The following is a 17,567-nucleotide window of genomic DNA, read 5'->3' on the forward strand; positions in this document are numbered from 1 at the left end:
AGGGACATCTCCGGGTCGCCTCCTCCTGGAGTGCCGGTGCCCCGGGTCCCGGCCCTGGCCTGCGGCGCCGTACACTCCCGATTGGGTCACCCGTGCCCGGCCTGGAAGACTGGGGCGCATGAGCGACTCCTCCCCCGCACCCACCGAGCCCCTCGTCCTCGATGTCTGGTGCGAACTGCAGTGCCCCGACTGCCGCACCGCCCTGGACGACGTCCGCACCCTGCGCGCCCGCTACGGCGACCGGCTGGAGCTGCGCCTGCGGCACTTCCCCCTGGAGAAGCACAAGCACTCCTTCGCCGCCGCCCAGGCCGCCGAGGAGGCGCTGGAGCAGGGCAAGGGCTGGCCGTACGTGGAGGCCGTGCTGGAGCGGGTGGCGGAGCTGGACCGTGAGGGGGAACCCCTCCTGGTCGAGGTGGCCCGCGAACTCGGTCTGGACGCCGAGGAGTTCGACACCGCGCTGATCGACGGCCGGCACATCCTGATCGTCGACGCCGACCAGGCCGAGGGCAAGGCCATCGGCGTGACCGGCACCCCGACGTACGTCATCGGCGGTGAGCGCCTCGACGGCGGCAAGAGCCAGGACGGGTTGCGCGAGCGGATCCAGGAGATCGCCGACCGGCTGCTGGCCGAACCGGAGGCCTGAGCCGGGCGGCGCGTCCCGGGTCGGAAACCGGACGTCCTAGAGCAGGGCCTTGCAGAGGGAGTGGGTCACCGTTTCGTAGCCGAGTGACGCGTACAGGCCCTCGGCCGGGGCGTTGCCCGCGAACACGTTGAGACCGAGGACCGGCAGGCCGGCTTCGATCGCCTGGCGTTCCGCAAGCAGCATGAGCGTACGGCCGTGTCCACGACCGCGGTGGGCCGCGTCGGTCTCGACATCGAACACATAGGCCCTGGCGTCCTCCAGGGCCACCCACAACGTGCCCACGCGGGTCCCGTCGTGCTCCAGGACGCTGAAGACCATGCCGTCGGTGGCGAGTCCGCGCGGCAGCAGTCTGTCGTGGTCGCCTCGCGCCTTGGCACGGGCCGCGGCTTCCGGGAGGCCCCGCTCGATCCACTGCCGCGCGTACCGCTCGCTCTCGTACTCGTGCCAGGCGGTGAACTCGGCCTCGGTCATGGGCCGCGCGCGGCTGTCCGGCGGCAGTGCGGGCGGGGCGGCGCCGAGGCGCTTCTCCATGCCGCGGTTGCGCACGGTGTAGCCGAGAGTGCCGAACAGCCGCAGGGCGGCGTCCGCCGCGGCGGGGACGACGGTCTCGATCTGCCGGCAGCCCCAGCCGCGCGCCACCTCCTCGGCGGCGAGCGCTGCCACCGTGCCCCGGCCGCGCCGCCGGTCCGGCTCGTCGATCCGCAGCTCGAGGACGTCGGCCACCGAGTCGCCGAGGGACGGTGAGGTGCCGAGGTGGATCTCGCCGACGGGACGGCTGTTCACGCACACCTGGTAGCGGCGGGAGCGGGTCCCGTCGGGGTGGCGCCGGAGCGGCTCGGTCGGCCGCAGGGTCGTGGTCATCACAGGTGTTCTACCCACAGCGTCCCGGCCCCGTCAGCCCGTTTTCCGCGCGCCCGCCGGTCCGTTCACGCACGCCGGTCCGTTCGCGCACGCCGGTCCGTTCGCTCATGCCGGCCGGTTGGGCGCCGGCCCGTCGGCCGGGCTCAGGGGTCCAGGTCGTGCCCGGACCGCTCGTCGAAGATCCGCATCGCCTTGGCGGTCACGGCGCCCGGGGCGCCGGCCGGTTCCCGGTCGTCGACCCGGTGCACGGCCTGCACGTCCCGCAGTGTGGAGGTCAGGAAGATCTCGTCGGCCCGCTGCAGGACATCCAGCGGCAGGTCCGTCTCCTTGGCGCCCGTCCACTCGACGGTCAGGGCGCGGGTGATGCCGGGGAGGCAGCCGGAGGCGACCGGCGGGGTGTGGATCTCTCCGTCCAGAACGACGAAGACGTTCGAGCCGGTGCCCTCGCAGAGCTGTCCGACCGTGTTGCCGAACAGCGCCTCGGAGGCGCCGTGTTGGTGGGCGCGGGCCAGGGCGACGACGTTCTCGGCGTACGAGGTGGTCTTCAGGCCGGTGAGGGCGCCGCGCTCGTTACGGGTCCACGGGACGGTGATCACCGCGGTGGAGTCGGGGCGGCGGGTGGTCTCGCCGACGGCGACGACCAGGGTGGGGCCGTGCTCGCCCCGGTCGGAGCCGAGCGGGCCGTGGCCACCGGTGTAGGTGATCCGCAGCCGGCCGAGCGGCATCGGGTTGGCCGCCAGCACGGCCGTGCAGGCGCGGCGGACCTCGTCGTGGTCGGGGTCGGGCAGGCCGAGGCCGCGGGCCGAGCGGGTCAGCCGGTCGAGGTGACGGGTGAGCGCGAAGGGCCTGCCGCCGACCGCCTTCACCGTCTCGAAGATGCCGTCGCCGACCGTCAGCCCGTGGTCGAAGACGGAGACACGGGCGGACTCGAGATCCCGCAGCCCGCCGTCCAGCCAGATCCTCATGCGAACGCCCTTCCGCTCTCCTCGTACGCCCCCGACGCTACCGCGAGCAGCCGGGACGCCTTCAGCTCGGTCTCCCGCCACTCGCCCTCGGGATCGGAACCCCAGGTGATGCCGGCGCCCGTGCCGAAGCGCAGGACGCCTTCGGCGCGGTCGATCCAGAAGGTACGGATGCCCACGGCCAGCTCGCCGGTGCCCCGGTCGGCGTCCACCCAGCCGATGCCACCGCAGTACGGCCCGCGCGGGGCCGTCTCCAGGGCCTCGATGATCCTCAGGGCGCTCGACTTCGGCGCGCCGGTCACCGAGCCCGGTGGGAAGGCGGCGGCGAGCAGCTCGGGCCACCCGGCTCCGGCACGCAGCTCGCCGTGGACCGTCGACACCAGGTGGACCAGGCCGGGGTGCTTCTCCACGGCACAGAGGTCGGGGACCGTGACGCTGCCGGTCGCGCAGACGCGCCCGATGTCGTTGCGGACCAGGTCCACGATCATCACGTTCTCGGCGTAGTCCTTCTCCAGCAGGTCCGCCTCGGTGCGTCCGGTGCCCTTGATGGGCCCCGACTCCACCGTCCGGCCGTCCCGGCGCAGGAACAGTTCGGGCGAGGCCGTGGCGATCTCCACGCCGTGCTCCGGCAGGCGGATCGTTCCTCCGTACGGCGCCGGGTTGCCGCGGGCCAGCAGCGCGGTCAGGGCGTCCACGTCGGCGTCGGCGGCGACGGGCGCGCTGAGCACCCGGCAGAGGTTGGCCTGGTAGACCTCGCCGGCCGCGATGTGCTCACGGATCCGGCGGACGGCCGCCGTGTACGCGGCGCGGTCGAGGGAGGAGGTCCACTCCCCCACCGCCGGTCCGCGCCAGCCGCCCGGTACCGGGGCGGGCACCGGCTCCTCCCGCACGTCCGCGAAGCGGGCGCAGGTCAGCCGGCCCTCGAAGTCGGCGCAGACGGCCCAGTAGCCGGTCGAGTCCAGGGCGGCCGGATCACTGGTGACGTCGAGGAGGCCGGTGGCGACGCGGTCGCCGAAACGGGCCAGAGGAGGGGGTCCGGATGGGTGGTGGAGCACGTGGTCGAGTTTAGGTCGGGTGTCCGGGATGCGGCCCGGGGATGTCCTGGAGGGCCCCTGACCACCGGGTCCACCGGACGCACCGCAGCACGCTGCGTAAACGCGTTTTTGTGCTGGCCCGGGAATCCGCTAGAGTTCAACACGTCGCCGGGACGCGGGAGCGGACCGAAACGACAAGCGGACGTAGCTCAGTTGGTAGAGCGCAACCTTGCCAAGGTTGAGGTCGCGAGTTCGAGCCTCGTCGTCCGCTCGAAGGAAGAAGGGGTCGCCCCGATCCCCTACACTCCTGGTGGAGTGGCCGAGAGGCGAGGCAACGGCCTGCAAAGCCGTCTACACGGGTTCAAATCCCGTCTCCACCTCCAAGGACGATTAGCTCAGCGGGAGAGCGCTTCCCTGACACGGAAGAGGTCACTGGTTCAATCCCAGTATCGTCCACTGGATCTTCTCAGAAGGTCCGAGGATCTCCTCGAAGATCCGTACCCGCGCGATTAGCTCAGCGGGAGAGCGCTTCCCTGACACGGAAGAGGTCACTGGTTCAATCCCAGTATCGCGCACCGACTGCGACCCTCGGGTCACAGCCCGCGGACGATTAGCTCAGCGGGAGAGCGCTTCCCTGACACGGAAGAGGTCACTGGTTCAATCCCAGTATCGTCCACACGCACAGAAGCCCCCGGCCGTCCCGACGGCCGGGGGCTTCTTCGTGGGCTCGTACTCAGCTGGAGAACAGCATGTGGCCGAAGCTCTTGTGGCGGTGGTGCCCACCATGGTGACCGTGGCCGCCGTGCGGGGCGCCCCAGGCGGGCGCGGGCGGAGCCGGGTACGCCTGCGGGGCCGCCGGGGGCGGCGGCGCCGGCTGGGACCACTGGGATTCGAGGCGGGTCAGCGCCTCCAGCTCGCCGTAGTCGAGGAATATGCCGCGGCAGCCGCTGCACTGCTCGATCTGTACGCCGTTGCGGTTGTAGGTGTGCATCGGCGCATGGCACTTCGGACACTGCATGGTCGGCTCAACTCCTCGCCGGTCGGTCCTGCTTCGTGTTTCCCCAGGACAGACTCCGTCCGGCCCCGGGCGGTTGCAGCCTAGTCCGGGTTTCCGCGGGTCAACTGCCGGGGGGTGGACGTCATTCGCGCGCAGGCGTCGACCAGGGCCTGCTCCACCTCGTCCAGCGGGCGGTTCGCGGCGAGCGCCTTGGTGATCGCGAGGGCGGCCGTCTGCACGGTGAGGGCACGGGCCGGGACGTCCAGCGCGGGCCAGGGATCGCCGTCCGGGGGTACGGCGGGGCCACCGGCTTGCCGGTAGGCGGTCAGGAAGCGGGACCACTCCTCGGGCGGGAGGAGTCCGCAGGCGTACCAGGCGGCGGGGCGGGCGAGGTCCCAGGCCGGGACGCCGACACCGAGGTCGTCGACGTCGATCAGCCGCCAGGGCCCGTCCGGGGCCGGGTGCCGGACGAGCTGGCCGAGATGCAGATCACCGTGGCAGAGGACCGCCGGCCCGGGCATCGGGGCCTCCGCCCGGGCCCAGGGGGGAAGCGCGGCCCAGGCCCGGAGAACGGGGCGGGCGGCTTCGTGGGAGGTGCCCCGCAGGGCGTCGCGGAGACGGCCGACTGCCCGGGCGGCCTTGGCGGGGCCGCGCATGGGGGGCAGGGGGCCGAGGGGGGATGCGGTGGGGAGGGGGCTTGCGCTGGCGAGAGGGGTCGGGCTGATGTGCGGGGCCGGATGGCGGCACGAGGCTGGGCCGGGGGGCGGAGCCGATCCGTGGGGCGGGGGCGAGCCGTGGGGCGGGGGCGAGCCCTGGGACGGGGCCGAGCCCTGGGACGGAGCCGAGCCCTGGGACGGAGCCGAGCCCTGGGACGGAGCCGAGCCGTGGGACAGGGTCGAGCCGTGGGGCAGGGTCGAGCCGTGGGGCAGGGTCGAGCCGTGGGACAGGGGCGAGCCGTGGGACAGGGGCGGATCGTCGAGAGGGGTTCCGCCGTGGAGACGGGCCGAACCGTGGGGCGGGACCGGCTCGTGGGACGGAACCGAACCCTCGGAAGCAGCCCCGCCATGGAGAGGGGCCGCACCGTAGGGCGGAGCCATCTCGTGGGACGGAACCGAACCCTCGGAAGCAGCCCCGCCATGGAGACGGGCCGCACCGTATGACGGAGCCCGACCGTGGAGAGCAGCCCTTCCGTGGGCAGGGACCGCGCTGTGGAGTCGGGCCAGGAGTGTGGCGATGGCCTCCCAAGGGGCCGCGTCCGGGTCGTCCGGGTCCACGGGGGTGCCGTAGGGCCAGAAGGTCACCAGGCGGTCGTGCAGTGGGACCGGATCGGGGGTGAGCGGGGGCAGCAGGACGTCGGGGAGGTGTGCGGCCGTGGCCAGGCGGAGGCTCAGCTCGGTGGAGTCGGTGCCGGGGGCGTGGGCCTTCGCGACGGTGCCGGCGTGGCGTACGACGGTGGCGTCGGGCCGGTCGGCAAGGGGAGCGGGGGTCCCGCACGAGCAGGTGGCCGCACCGGCTTGTGGGTGGGCGGCGGCTCTGACCTTTGCGGTGAGGGCGGGGAGGAGGTTCACGGCGGCCTCGGAAGTCGGGGTGTGCAGGGTGAGCGTACGCGGGCGGGGCGCGAGGTACTGATCGCGGGACGCGCTGGTGCCCCGCGCCGGGCGGGGCCGGGCGGGGCCGCTTACCCGCTTCGGCGGGCGCCGCCTTTCCTGGGGAAGGGCGCCGTCCCAGCGGAACAGGGGTGCGGGCGCCGGCGCCGCGGACGTGCTCCCACTCGCGGGGTACGGCAAGTACGGGCCGTGGGCGCCGTCCCAGCGGAACAGGGGTGCGGGCGCCGGCGCCGCGGACGTGCTCCCACTCGCGGGGTACGGCAAGTACGGGCCGTGGGCGCGAGAACGGCCGGCGGCTCGTCGAGCTACTCGGCTCTCCGCGCTCCTGAGAACGGTCTCCACGGCGACGTCCCGGCGAGGGCTGAGCGCCCGCATCCGATGGCCCGCCGTATCCGTGGCCGTATTCGGCACCGCCCCGCGTGGTCGGCGGTCCGCTCGGGGGTCGGCTGCCGGCCGGCGAGGTCGAAGCCGCGGGGCAGCCGGCCTGCCGGTGTCCGGGCGAACTCCTGCCCGTTCCGCTCGATGCGGAGCCGGTGTGGCGGCCGCTCACCAGCGCCGGGGCTCCCCCGGGGGACGGCCTCGCCCGGTGTCCCCGCCGAAGGTCCGCGACTCGGCGAACGCGGGGTCGCACCCGGCACCGGTCAGCGCCGCCGCGCACAGTCCCCGTACACGGCGCAATGCCGGCGCAGCTCCCCAGCTGCGCCGGCATTTGTGCCGTCCGCCGTACCCCCGTCCCCACGGGGTTTCATGGATGGATGTCCCCGCCCGGACCGCTCTTCCGGGCCTGGGGACGCCGCTCAGCGCCCCAGCATCACACCCACGGACGACGCCTGTGTGGCCACCGTCTCCCAGCAGTCGAAGACGAGCAGGAGCAGGGCCGCCAGGGGAAGGGCCATGAGCGTCGCCACCAGGGGGTGGCGGCGACCCGTCCGGCGGGGGGCGAGCGCTGTGCGTCGCGGTGCCGTGTGGGCCATGGTCCCTCTCCTGACCTTCTCGGTTGTCGTTCGACAGCGGCGGGTGCCTGACCTCGGGGGACGAGTGCTGCACCCGCCGCTTGACCTCAAATCTAGGCGCGGGGCCAACGGCGGGCGTCATGCCCTCGTACCGATTGCCGGGCCTCCCGGAGGATGAGCCATGACCTGCGGACTACTCCCCTGGGTGGAGACACGTTCCTGGGTCTCGGGGTCTTCCCGGAGGGGGTGCCCGGTGTGTCCCGTCATTTCGGAAGCGTCCGACGGGCCGGGCGGAGTGACTTCGATCACTCACAGCGGGCGCGGGAGGGGCGCCGCATGTGGTGGGTGATCCGCCCCGCGCCCGGCTCCACGAGCCGTTCGCGGCGGCGGGACAGCGGACGTGAACCCCCGCCCGGCCACACTCTTCACGAGCCCAACCGCCCTTTGCCGCCGACCGGTTGAGGGGGCCGGTGACTCAAAGGCACCGCCTTTGGCGGGTTCCTGACCCCGTCTCACCTCCCACGCACGGCCGGCACAATCCATCCGCCCGAGAGGGCGCGGCCTCTGCGCGCAGGCGGCCGGGGAAACGTAAGCTGTGCCCCGTCACAGGGACCGGGCAGCGGGGATGAACATGGCGATGATGCGCCTGAGGCGCGAGGACCCGCGCGTCGTCGGCTCGTTCAGGCTTCACCGACGGCTCGGCGCGGGCGGGATGGGCGTGGTCTATCTCGGCTCCGACAAGAAGGGCCAGCGGGTCGCGCTCAAGGTGATCCGGCCCGATCTCGCGGAGGACCAGGAGTTCCGGTCCCGGTTCGCGCGCGAGGTGTCGGCGGCCCGGCGCATCCGGGGAGGGTGCACGGCCCGGCTGGTCGCCGCGGACCTGGAGGCCGAGCGGCCCTGGTTCGCCACGCAGTACGTGCCCGGGCCGTCCCTGCACGACAAGGTCGCCGACGAGGGGCCGCTCGTCGCCGCGGACACCGCGGCGGTCGGCGCGGCCCTGTCCGAGGGACTGGTCGCCGTGCACGAGGCCGGTGTCGTCCACCGGGACCTGAAGCCGTCCAACATCCTGCTGTCCCCCAAGGGTCCGCGGATCATCGACTTCGGCATCGCCTGGGCCACCGGTGCGTCCACGCTCACCCATGTGGGCACCGCGGTCGGCTCCCCCGGCTTCCTCGCCCCGGAGCAGGTGCGTGGCGCGGCGGTCACCCCGGCGACGGACGTCTTCTCGCTGGGTGCGACCCTGGCGTACGCCTCGACCGGCGACTCGCCCTTCGGGCAGGGCAGTTCCGAGGTGATGCTGTACCGGGTGGTGCACGAGGAGCCGCACTTGCACGGCGTGCCCGACGCGCTCGCCCCGCTGATCCGGGCCTGCCTGGCCAAGGACCCCGAGGACCGGCCCACCACGTTGCAGCTGTCGCTGCGACTCAAGGAGATCGCCGCCCGCGAGGCGCAGGGCCTGGCCGACGTACGACCGCCGGCGCCGCGCGCCGCCGAGGCGGACCGGCCCACCGGACGGCTCGTCGACACCTACCCCGAGCAACAGCGCACCCAGCGGCGCGCATCCCCCGGCACTCCGGCGCCGCGCGGTGGCGCCCCCTCTCGTGGTGGTGCGCCGTCGCGCGGCGGGGTGCCCTCGCGGGACGGCAGTGGCTCACGCGCCGGGAACGTCGCCTCGCGACCGGGTACGGCACGCCCGACCCCGGTGCCGCGCGGTGGTGCGCCGCGCTCCGGCAGCGGGGGCCGGCCCGCTCCGCGCAGCGGTTCCGGGCGGCCCGGGCAGCGCGCGACGGGAACCGGTCTGCGGCCGGCCAATCCGCGGTTGCTGCGGCAGCGGCTGTTCGTGTTCGTGGTGGTGACGCTGCTCGTGGCGCTCGGCATCGCGGTGGCGCAGGGCTGCCAGGGTCCGGCACGCGGGCTCGGCGGTGACGACGGCGTCCAGCGGCAGCGGCAGGCGCAGCCGAGCTTCACTCCGCTGGACAGCGGCAGGCTGATGTCCGACCGGCACGACTCGACGCTGAGCCGGGATTTCGGTAACTGAGCGCCGAGCGGCGGGTCAGGACCCCGGCCGGCCGGTGGCCACCGCGTAGAAGGCCACCGCTGCCGCCGCGCCCACGTTGAGCGAGTCGACGCCGTGGGACATGGGGATGCGGACCCATTCGTCGGCGGCGACCAGGGCCTGTGTGGTCAGTCCGTCGCCCTCGGCGCCGAGCATGAGCGCCACCCGGTCCATCCTGTGCGGGGCGGCCTCGTCCAGGGTGCGGGCCTTCTCGTCCGGGGTGAGCGCGAGGAGCGTGAAGCCGGCCTCGCGGACCGAGTCCAGGCTCTTGGGCCAGGAATCGAGCCGCGCGTACGGCACCGAGAAGACCGCGCCCATGGAGACCTTGACGCTGCGGCGGTACAGGGGATCGGCGCAGTCCGGCGACAGCAGGACCGCGTCCATGCCGAGGGCCGCGGCCGAGCGGAAGATCGCGCCGATGTTGGTGTGGTCGTTGACCGACTCCATGACCACGACCCGGCGGGCGGAGCGCAGCAGTTCGGCCGCCGTCGGCAGCGGCTTGCGCTGCATGGAGGCGAGGGCGCCGCGGTGCACGTGGTAGCCGGTGACCTGCTCGGCGAGTTCCGGGCTGACGGCGTACACCGGGGCCGGGAGCTCGTCGATGACGTCGCGCATGACGTCGATCCACTTGGCCGAGAGCAGCATGGAGCGCATCTCGTAGCCGGCTTCCTTGGCCCTTCTGATGACCTTCTCGCCCTCGGCGATGAACAGGCCCTCGGCCGGCTCGCGCTTGCGGCGCAGCTCGACGTCGGTCAGGCCCGTGTAGTCGGAGAGACGGGGGTCGGCGGGGTCCTCGACGGTGATGAGATCGGCCACAGGGTGATACTGCCTTGTCCTGGGTGTGGTGCCAACGGCTGGGAACGGGAGTGTTACCCCGGGTTACGCGTGATCAAGCCACGGGGTCGGGGCCGACGTTCACGACCTCGCCGATGACGATGACCGCCGGGGGCCTCACGTCCTCGGCGCGTACGCTCTCGGCGACCGTGGCGAGGGTGGCGTCCACCCGGCGCTGCGCGGCCGTGGTGCCCTCCTGGACCAGGGCGACCGGGGTCTCGGGAGACTTGCCGTGCGCGACGAGTGTCTCGGCGATCTTCCCGATCTTGTCGACGCCCATCAGGATCACGAGCGTGCCGGTGAGCCCGGCCAGCGACGGCCAGTCGACCAGGGAGCGCTCGTCGTCGGGGGCGACATGGCCGCTGACCACGGTGAACTCATGGGCGACACCCCGGTGCGTGACCGGGATGCCGGCCGCGCCCGGCACCGAGATCGAGCTGGAGATGCCGGGGACCACCGTGCAGGGGATCCCGGCCTCGGCGAGCGCCTGGACCTCCTCCATGCCACGGCCGAAGACGAAGGGGTCCCCACCCTTGAGCCGGACGACCGACCTGCCCTGCTTGGCATGCTCGATCAGCGCGTTGTTGATGGCCTCCTGGGCCATGTAACGGCCGTACGGGATCTTCGCCGCGTCGATGACCTCGACGTGCGGCGGGAGTTCGGCGAGCAGGTCGCGGGGGCCGAGCCGGTCGGCGATGACGACGTCCGCCTCGGCGAGCAGCCGGCGGCCGCGGACGGTGATCAGGTCCGGGTCGCCGGGCCCACCGCCGACCAGGGCGACGCCAGGGGTACGGGTGCGGTGGTGCGGGGCGACGAGGGTGCCGTCCCGCAGGCCCTCGACGACCGCGTCCCGGATGGCGGCGGTGTGGCGGGGGTCGCGGCCGCGCGCGTCCGTGGTGAGTACGGCGACGGTGACGCCCTCGCTGTGGCCGGTCGCCGGGGTCCAGGCGGTCGCCCGGTCGGCGTCGTCGGAGCGCACGCACCAGACGCGGTGCCGCTCGGCCTCGGCGGATGCCTGCGCGTTGGCCTCGGCGTCGCCGGTGGCGATCAGCGCGTACCAGGCCTCGGCGAGGTCGCCTTCGGCGTACGGCCGCTGCTGCCAGGTGATCTCGCCGGCGTCCGCCATCGCCTCGACGGAAGGGGTCGCTTCGGGTGACACGAGGACGATGTCCGCGCCTGCCGCGATCAGTGCCGGGAGGCGGCGCTGGGCCACCTGACCGCCACCGAGGACGACCACGCGGCGGCCGGAGAGGCGGAGGCCTACGGGGTAGGCGGGGTGTTCGGCCATGAGGGGCGACTCCTCGTGCAGCTGTGCGGTGGGCACGCTGCACCTTCGGAGCGGCCCTGACGTGCGGATTTTAAGCGGTGAGCAGGGCGGACGGCACGGGTGGTCCGGCGGCTGGACACCGGACCACCCCGTTCGCGACGCCTACTTCTCGGTGACACCCGCCGAATCGAACGTGGCCACTTCGTGCATCGCCCGCGCCGTGCTCTGCACCAGCGGCAGCGCGAGCAGCGCGCCCGTGCCCTCGCCGAGGCGCAGGTCGAGGTCGACCAGGGGACGCAGGCCCAGCTTGTTGAGGGCGGCCATGTGGCCGGGCTCGGCGCTGCGGTGACCCGCGATGCAGGCCGCGAGGACCTCGGGGGCGATGGCGCGGGCGACGAGGGCCGCGGCGCCGGCGCTGACGCCGTCCAGGATCACCGGCGTACGCAGCGAGGCGCCACCGAGGAGCAGTCCGACCATGGCCGCGTGCTCGAAACCGCCGATGGCCGCGAGGACACCGATGGGATCGGCCGGGTCCGGCTGGTGCAGTTCCAGGGCCCGGCGGACGACCTCGGTCTTGCGGGCCAGGGTCTCGTCGTTGATACCCGTGCCGCGACCGGTCACCTCCGCCGGGTCGGCGCCGGTGAAGACGGAGATCAGCGCGGCGGACGCGGTGGTGTTGGCGATGCCCATCTCACCGGTGAGCAGCGCCTTGTTGCCGGCCGCCACCAGGTCGCGGGCGGTCTCGATGCCCACCTCGATGGCCGCCCGGGCCTCCTCGCGGGTCATCGCGGGGCCGGTGGTCATGTCGGACGTGCCGCCGCGGATCTTGCGGGGCAGCAGACCGGGCGTGGCCGGCAGGTCGGCGACGACACCGACGTCCACCACGCACACCTCGGCGCCGACCTGGTTGGCGAAGGCGTTGCAGACCGCGCCCCCGCCCAGGAAGTTGGCCACCATCTGGGCGGTGACCTCCTGCGGCCAGGGGGTGACGCCCTGGGCGTGCACGCCGTGGTCGCCCGCGAAGATCGCGACGGCGGCGGGCTCCGGGATCGGCGGCGGGCACTGCCGGGACAGCCCGGACAGCTGCGCGGAGATGATCTCCAGCATGCCGAGCGCGCCGGCCGGCTTGGTCATGCGCTTCTGGCGCTCCCACGCCTCGCCGAGCGCCTTGGCGTCGAGCGGGCGGATCTGTGCGACGGTCTCGGCAAGCAGGTCGTGGGGTTCCTCTCCGGGCAGGGCGCGGCGGCCGTACGTCTCCTCGTGCACCACCCAGGACAGGGGGCGCCGCTTGGACCAGCCGGCCTGCATCAGCTCCGGCTCGTCCGGGAACTCGTCGACGTACCCGACACACAGGTACGCGACGACCTCCAGGTGCTCGGGCAGGCCGAGCGCGCGGACCATCTCCCGCTCGTCGAAGAAGCTGACCCAGCCGACCCCGAGGCCTTCGGCGCGGGCGGCGAGCCAGAGGTTCTCCACCGCGAGCGCCGAGGAGTAGGGCGCCATCTGCGGCTGGGTGTGACGGCCGAGGGTGTGACGGCCGCCGCGGGTGGGGTCGGCGGTGACGACGATGTTGACCGGGGTGTCGAGGATGGCCTCGATCTTCAGTTCCTTGAACTGCTTCGCCCGGCCCTTGGGCAGCGACTGGGCGTACGCCTCGCGCTGGCGCATGGCCAGTTCGTGCATGGCGCGCCGGGTCTCGGCGGACCGGATGACGACGAAGTCCCAGGGCTGCGAGTGGCCCACGGAAGGCGCCGTGTGGGCCGCCTCCAGGACACGCAGCAGCACCTCGTGCGGGATCGGGTCGCCGCGGAAGCCGTTGCGGATGTCACGGCGCTCGCGCATGACCCGCAGGACGGCCTCGCGTTCGGCGTCGGCGTAGCCGGGTGCGGCCGGGCCGGTGGACTGTTGTGCTTCTGCCACTTCGGCCGTGCTCTCTTCCTGGTCGGCGGCCCTGGTCTGCAGGTCCTCCGCGTGCTGTACGACATCGGGGGTGTGCCCCTCGTCCGGCGCGGCCGGTACGGCGGCCGGCTCGGCCTCGCGCGGTGCGGGCACCGTGGCCACTGGCTGCTCCTGGAAGCCCTGGGGAGCCTGGGGGCCCTGCGGGTCCTCCCTGGGCAGGACCAGGGGCTGCGGCGGGGTCGGCGCGAGGTGAGGGGTGGTCGGCACCTGGCCGTCCACGGGCACGAACTGCCCGAGCGGCTGCTCCGGGTGCGGCTCCAGCGGAACGCTGGACCGCAAGGTCTCGGCGGTACCGGTGGAGGCCGGCTGCTCGACTGTCCCCGGCTGACCGGTGGCAGCGCCGGCCGGCGTTGTCTCCGGGTGCGTGGCCGCGGCTTCGGCGGGAGCGGGCTGGGCCTGCGGGCCCGCGGGTACGCCGGGGCCGGCGGCCGGGACCGGCTCGGCGCCCAGGGCGAGCGGGTGGGCGACGTCCAGGGCCGACGGCCCGGTCAAGGGCTGGGCCTGGGACTCCGGCTCGGGCAGGGGCTGGGCCTGGGACTCCGGCTCGGGCAGGGGCTGGGCCTGGGACTCCGGCTCGGGCAGGGGCTGGGCCTGGGAATCCGGGTGGACCGCCGGCTGGGGCTGGGGCGCACCGGGCGCGGACTCGGCGGCGGACCAGACGGGTTCGGCCAGCTGCGGGCCCTGAGCGGGCTGGAGCTGCGGCTCGATCGTGCCGTTGCCATCAGGCGCGGCCACGGCCTCCGCGGCGTCCTGGGCCACGGCGGCCTCGGTTTCCGCCGCATCCGGTACGGCGTCGGGGGCGACGAACTCGGGCACCCGCGCGGAGTCGGGCGCCTCCGCCGGTGCGGGCGCCTGCATGGCTTCGGTGCCGGGTGCGGGCTGGGCCTCGGCGGTGGGCGCGGGCTGGACTTCGGCGGTGGGGGCGGCCTGCGCGTCGGCGGACACCGTCTGCGCGGCGATGGGCTCGGGCTCGCCGACGGGCGCGGCCTGCACGTCGGTGAACTGAAGCTCAGCGGCAGGCGCCATCTGAGCATCGCCGGAGTGAACCTCGACGGCAGGCGCCACCTGGGCACCACCCGACACGACCTGCGCGGCCACCGGCTGGCCCTCGGCAGCGGGCGCGGCCTGCACGTCGGTGAACTGAACCTCGGCGGCAGGCGCCACCTGAGCATCGCCGGACTGAACCTCGACGGCAGGCGCCACCTGACCGACACCCGGCATGACCTGCGCGGCCACCGGCTGGGCCTCGGCAATGGGCGCGGACTGTGCCTCGGCGGGCGGAGCTTCCTCGGCTGTGGGCTCCACCTGAGCGTCGGCGGGCAGAGCCTGCGCGACGGCGCCGGGCTGCGCCTGGACGGCGGCCTCGGCCACGTCGTCGGAAGGAACGGCGGCTTCGGTCTCGGCCATGACCTGGGCGGGGGCGGCCTCCGCAACCCCCTCGACAGGAATACCGACTTGAGCCTCGGCCGCGACCTGAGCCGGGACGGCCTCCGCAACCCCCTCGGCAGGAACGGCGACTTCAGCCTCGGCCGCGACCTGGGCCGGGAGGGCACCCTCGGTGTGCGCGGGTACCTGCGTCGCGTCGGTGACCTGCGCGGCCGCGTCCTCCTGCACGTTCACGCCCTGCTCCGGGCCCTCGCCCGGCTGAGCCGCCTCAGCGGTCGCCGCAGGCTGCTGGGCGGCGGGCTCGGCCACCTCGGCGCCGTCCGTGACCTGTCCGCCGTCCGGCGTCCGATCCGCGAGGGCATCACCCGGCACCTGCTGGACGACCGCTTCCCGGACGGCAGCCGGTGCCTGGACACCGGCGACCTCCCCGCCCTCCGGGGCCGTCACGGCACCGTCGACCGGCTGCCCGGCGTCAGCCTCCACCGAAGCGGAAGCCGAAGCCGAAGCCTCCGCCACCGAAGCATCCTCGGCAGCCGCGTTCCCGGTCATCTGCGCAGCCTGCTCGGCGTCCTCGAACCCCTGTCCCAACGGAGCCGTGTACACCCCGTCGTGGCCGTGCGCAGGCTGCACGCCGTCGTGACCTTGCACCACCTCGGCCGGGGCCGGTGCCACCGCGGCCGCCTGGGTCGCCAGGCGGGCGAGGGTGGCCTGGGCGGCGCCGGACGGGTCGGCCGGGTCGGCGAAGGCGTCCGCCACCGGACCGACGGCCGGGTCAACCGTTTCGGCAGCCGGTGCCGGCGCGCCGACCTGGGCCTCCGCGGCCGGAGCCGTACCGGCGTCGGCCGGGGCGGCCGGTGCCGCATCCCAGGGGGTCGCGCTCTGCGGGGCCATGTCGCGCAGCGGCTGCGCGTCGAGGTACTCGGGGCCGGTGGCCGCCGGACCGGCCTGCCGTACCGGCGCTCCGGCGGGGCCGCGGTCGGCGAGGGAGCGGACCGGGCTCGCGGAGGTGTCGGGGATCGGCGGGCCGAGGTGCAGCGGACGGCGCGGCGGCTGGGCGGCGGCCGCCGGGGCGTGCGGGGCCGAGAGGATGGGTGACGGCGGCACGGACGCCGGGCCCGGGCTGGGCAGACGGACGCCGCTGAGGTCGACCGAGCCGCTGTCCCGGCCGGCCGTCTCGTGCGGGCCCGGCTCGTGGACGGCCTCGACCACCGGTTCCGGGGCGGGTGGCGGCACTTCGTTGCCCCACGCGCCCTGGGCACCCGGTAGCAGCAGGTCTTCGTCCTCGGCGGGCGCCTCGGAGAGGTAGGTGTACGCAGCGTGCGCGGGGACGCCCGGCTGCTCCACCATGCCTGCGCTCTCCGGCTGCCCCTCGCCCGGGACCTGGCCGGTGTCCGTCATGCGTACCCCTCGCCCATCGGTTAGTGCTTCTACGACCAGCTCACCCGGAACGGCGCACCGACCGCCCCGTAGTGAAGAACGAGCGTCCGTGCCCAGCGGCACGAACGACCCGCCCCAAAAAGGCGACAAAGCCATTCAGTGGCATTGTCCCGGCCGTTCGGCCATCGCGACAGCATGATCCGCGACAGTCCGCTGTGGACTGCGCCACGTTGCGCGTCCTCCGGTCCGCCGTACCACACCCACCCCAAAACGGGAGTGCGTTCCGGACATTGGCGAACGAATTTCCGGGCCGCCGGTGCGGTACAACGATCGGCCAGCCTACCGCGCGCGGTACGACAACAGGATCACGGGGCGCGGTCGGGCAGAACCCCGCTGAGCAGGAACGCTACGTTCCGCTCGGTCTCGGTCCAGGCCCGGGTGTCGAGTTCGACGGACTGGAGCAGGGCGCATTCGACCCGGTATCCGTGCTCGGTCAGGTCGCGGCCGACGAGTTCGGCCGCGTCGCGGGTCGCGGCGTGCGTGACGATGCGCTGCGGTCGCCGGTCGGCGACCGCGGAGACGACGGCCGCTCCCCCGCCGCCGACCCGCACGACGTCCGGCTCGGGCAGGTCTTCGAGGATGTGCGGGGCGGTGCCCCGCACCACGTGCAGCTGTACGCCGTACCAACGTGCGGCGCCCTCGGTCCGGGCGCAGGCCCCCGGGTCGTGGTCGACGGCGATGACGGCCGCTCCGGCGCGCGCGGCCTCGGCGGCGAACGCACCGCTGCCGCAGCCGATGTCCCAGACGAGATCGCCGACCCGGGGGCCGAGACGGGCGAGTTGGGCGGAGCGGAGCAGTTCGGTCTCGCCCTCCCCGAGATCGCCGCCGTACGTCTCGTCGGGCTGCACCCAGCCGCGCGGGCCGGCGCCCGGGTCGCGCCCGGCGATCCAGCCGCCGCCCTCGGCAGCCGCCATCGGGCCGCCGATGACGATGACGACGTTCGGGTCGCGCCAGATGTGGTCGGCGGCCTTGTCGGAGGTGACGACGGTGACCTGCTCGCGTTCGGTGCCCAGCTCCTCGCAGATGACGAAGGTGCGGTGGACGCCCTCCAGGAGGAGACCGAGTTCGGCGGGTCCGGCACCCGGTGCGGTGAGGACGGCGACCTTGGTGTGGGCGCGGCAGACGTTCACGGCCCGGCGCAGGGTGCGCGGGTGGGCGACGACCACCTGGGCGTCGTCCCAGGGCATGCCGGCGCGGGCGAAGGCGGCGGCGACGGCGGACACCGCGGGGACGACCTCGACCTCCAGGCCGAACTCCGGCGCGCGCAGGGCCCGTACGACACCGAAGAAGCCGGGGTCGCCGTCGGCGAGGACCACGGCGGTGCCTCGGTGGTCGGCGATGCGGCGGGCGGCCAGGGCGACACTGCCGAGGCGGACGCGGTCGGCGGCGGGCGGGATCTCGGGCAGCGCCAGGTGGTGGGGCGCGCCGGCCACGAGTGTGGCGGCGCCGAGGGCGGAGCGGGCCGCGTCGGTCAGCGGCGAGCCGTCCCAGCCGATCACCGTGACCCGGTCGGCCATCGTCGTGTATCTCCAGGTTCGCGCAGGTCGTCAGGGAGGGGCCCGTGGGCGGTC

At 74.0% G+C, this 17,567-nt stretch carries 11 protein-coding genes, 5 tRNA genes and 2 pseudogenes; 7 read left to right on the forward strand and 11 right to left on the reverse strand.

Features of this window, described 5'->3' with window-relative positions; translation table 11 throughout:
- The first annotated feature begins 118 nt into the window (after positions 1-118).
- Positions 119-643, forward strand: coding sequence for a DsbA family protein (locus AC07C1_RS21435; RefSeq protein WP_478941151.1), 525 nt, complete (start codon positions 119-121; stop codon positions 641-643).
- A gap of 36 nt (positions 644-679) precedes the next feature.
- Here AC07C1_RS21435 and AC07C1_RS21440 read toward each other — a convergent pair whose 3' ends face one another.
- From AC07C1_RS21440 to AC07C1_RS21450, 3 genes are all read right to left on the reverse strand, one after another.
- Positions 680-1,504 carry a GNAT family N-acetyltransferase gene (locus tag AC07C1_RS21440; RefSeq protein ID WP_478941153.1) on the reverse strand — a complete coding sequence of 275 codons (825 nt, stop codon included), beginning with the start codon at positions 1,502-1,504 and terminating at the stop codon, positions 680-682.
- A 143-nt stretch (positions 1,505-1,647) separates the two neighbouring features.
- Complete coding sequence (locus AC07C1_RS21445; RefSeq protein ID WP_478941155.1) at positions 1,648-2,469, reverse strand: aminotransferase class IV; 822 nt, start codon at positions 2,467-2,469, stop codon at positions 1,648-1,650.
- Positions 2,466-3,521 (reverse strand): chorismate-binding protein, encoded by a 1,056-nt coding sequence (locus AC07C1_RS21450; RefSeq protein WP_478941157.1) that lies wholly within the window; start codon positions 3,519-3,521, stop codon positions 2,466-2,468. The genes AC07C1_RS21445 and AC07C1_RS21450 overlap by 4 nt, the downstream gene beginning before the upstream one ends.
- Positions 3,522-3,698: 177 nt before the next feature.
- Here AC07C1_RS21450 and AC07C1_RS21455 point away from each other — a divergent pair.
- From AC07C1_RS21455 to AC07C1_RS21475, 5 genes are all read left to right on the forward strand, one after another.
- A tRNA-Gly gene (locus AC07C1_RS21455) sits at positions 3,699-3,771 on the forward strand.
- 38 nt (positions 3,772-3,809) lie between these two features.
- A tRNA-Cys gene (locus AC07C1_RS21460) sits at positions 3,810-3,883 on the forward strand.
- A 1-nt stretch (position 3,884) separates the two neighbouring features.
- Positions 3,885-3,956 (forward strand) — tRNA-Val (locus AC07C1_RS21465).
- 47 nt (positions 3,957-4,003) lie between these two features.
- Positions 4,004-4,075: transfer RNA gene (locus tag AC07C1_RS21470), tRNA-Val, on the forward strand.
- A 29-nt stretch (positions 4,076-4,104) separates the two neighbouring features.
- Positions 4,105-4,176, forward strand: a tRNA-Val gene (locus AC07C1_RS21475).
- Between the two features lie 57 nt (positions 4,177-4,233).
- On the opposite strand, the gene AC07C1_RS21480 is transcribed toward AC07C1_RS21475, so the two are convergent.
- The 4 genes and pseudogenes from AC07C1_RS21480 to AC07C1_RS21495 form a co-directional block, all read right to left on the reverse strand.
- Positions 4,234-4,518: a TFIIB-type zinc ribbon-containing protein gene (locus AC07C1_RS21480; RefSeq protein WP_478941159.1), complete on the reverse strand. Its 285-nt coding sequence runs from the start codon at positions 4,516-4,518 to the stop codon at positions 4,234-4,236.
- A gap of 80 nt (positions 4,519-4,598) precedes the next feature.
- A pseudogene (locus AC07C1_RS21485) lies at positions 4,599-5,297 on the reverse strand (phosphotransferase family protein); the annotation flags it as partial.
- 396 nt (positions 5,298-5,693) lie between these two features.
- A pseudogene (locus tag AC07C1_RS21490) lies at positions 5,694-6,065 on the reverse strand (aminoglycoside phosphotransferase family protein); the annotation flags it as partial.
- A gap of 836 nt (positions 6,066-6,901) precedes the next feature.
- On the reverse strand, positions 6,902-7,078 hold the full coding sequence (locus tag AC07C1_RS21495; RefSeq protein WP_478941160.1) for a hypothetical protein: 177 nt from the start codon (positions 7,076-7,078) through the stop codon (positions 6,902-6,904).
- 604 nt (positions 7,079-7,682) lie between these two features.
- On the opposite strand from AC07C1_RS21495, the gene AC07C1_RS21500 reads away from it, so the two are divergent.
- Complete coding sequence (locus AC07C1_RS21500; RefSeq protein ID WP_478941162.1) at positions 7,683-9,095, forward strand: serine/threonine-protein kinase; 1,413 nt, start codon at positions 7,683-7,685, stop codon at positions 9,093-9,095.
- 15 nt (positions 9,096-9,110) lie between these two features.
- Here the strand turns inward: AC07C1_RS21500 and AC07C1_RS21505 are convergent, their stop codons facing one another.
- The 4 genes from AC07C1_RS21505 to cbiE form a co-directional block, all read right to left on the reverse strand.
- Positions 9,111-9,929: a TrmH family RNA methyltransferase gene (locus AC07C1_RS21505; RefSeq protein WP_478941164.1), complete on the reverse strand. Its 819-nt coding sequence runs from the start codon at positions 9,927-9,929 to the stop codon at positions 9,111-9,113.
- Between the two features lie 73 nt (positions 9,930-10,002).
- Positions 10,003-11,235 (reverse strand): uroporphyrinogen-III C-methyltransferase, encoded by a 1,233-nt coding sequence (cobA, locus tag AC07C1_RS21510; protein WP_478941319.1) that lies wholly within the window; start codon positions 11,233-11,235, stop codon positions 10,003-10,005.
- 141 nt (positions 11,236-11,376) lie between these two features.
- A complete protein-coding gene (gene cobT, locus AC07C1_RS21515; RefSeq protein ID WP_478941166.1) occupies positions 11,377-15,957 on the reverse strand; it encodes a nicotinate-nucleotide--dimethylbenzimidazole phosphoribosyltransferase in 4,581 nt (1,526 codons plus the stop codon).
- 344 nt (positions 15,958-16,301) lie between these two features.
- Positions 16,302-17,513: a precorrin-6y C5,15-methyltransferase (decarboxylating) subunit CbiE gene (gene cbiE / locus AC07C1_RS21520; protein ID WP_478941168.1), complete on the reverse strand. Its 1,212-nt coding sequence runs from the start codon at positions 17,511-17,513 to the stop codon at positions 16,302-16,304.
- Positions 17,514-17,567: the final 54 nt, after the last annotated feature.

The sequence above is a fragment of the Streptomyces sp. NPDC045022 genome, assembly GCF_056432605.1.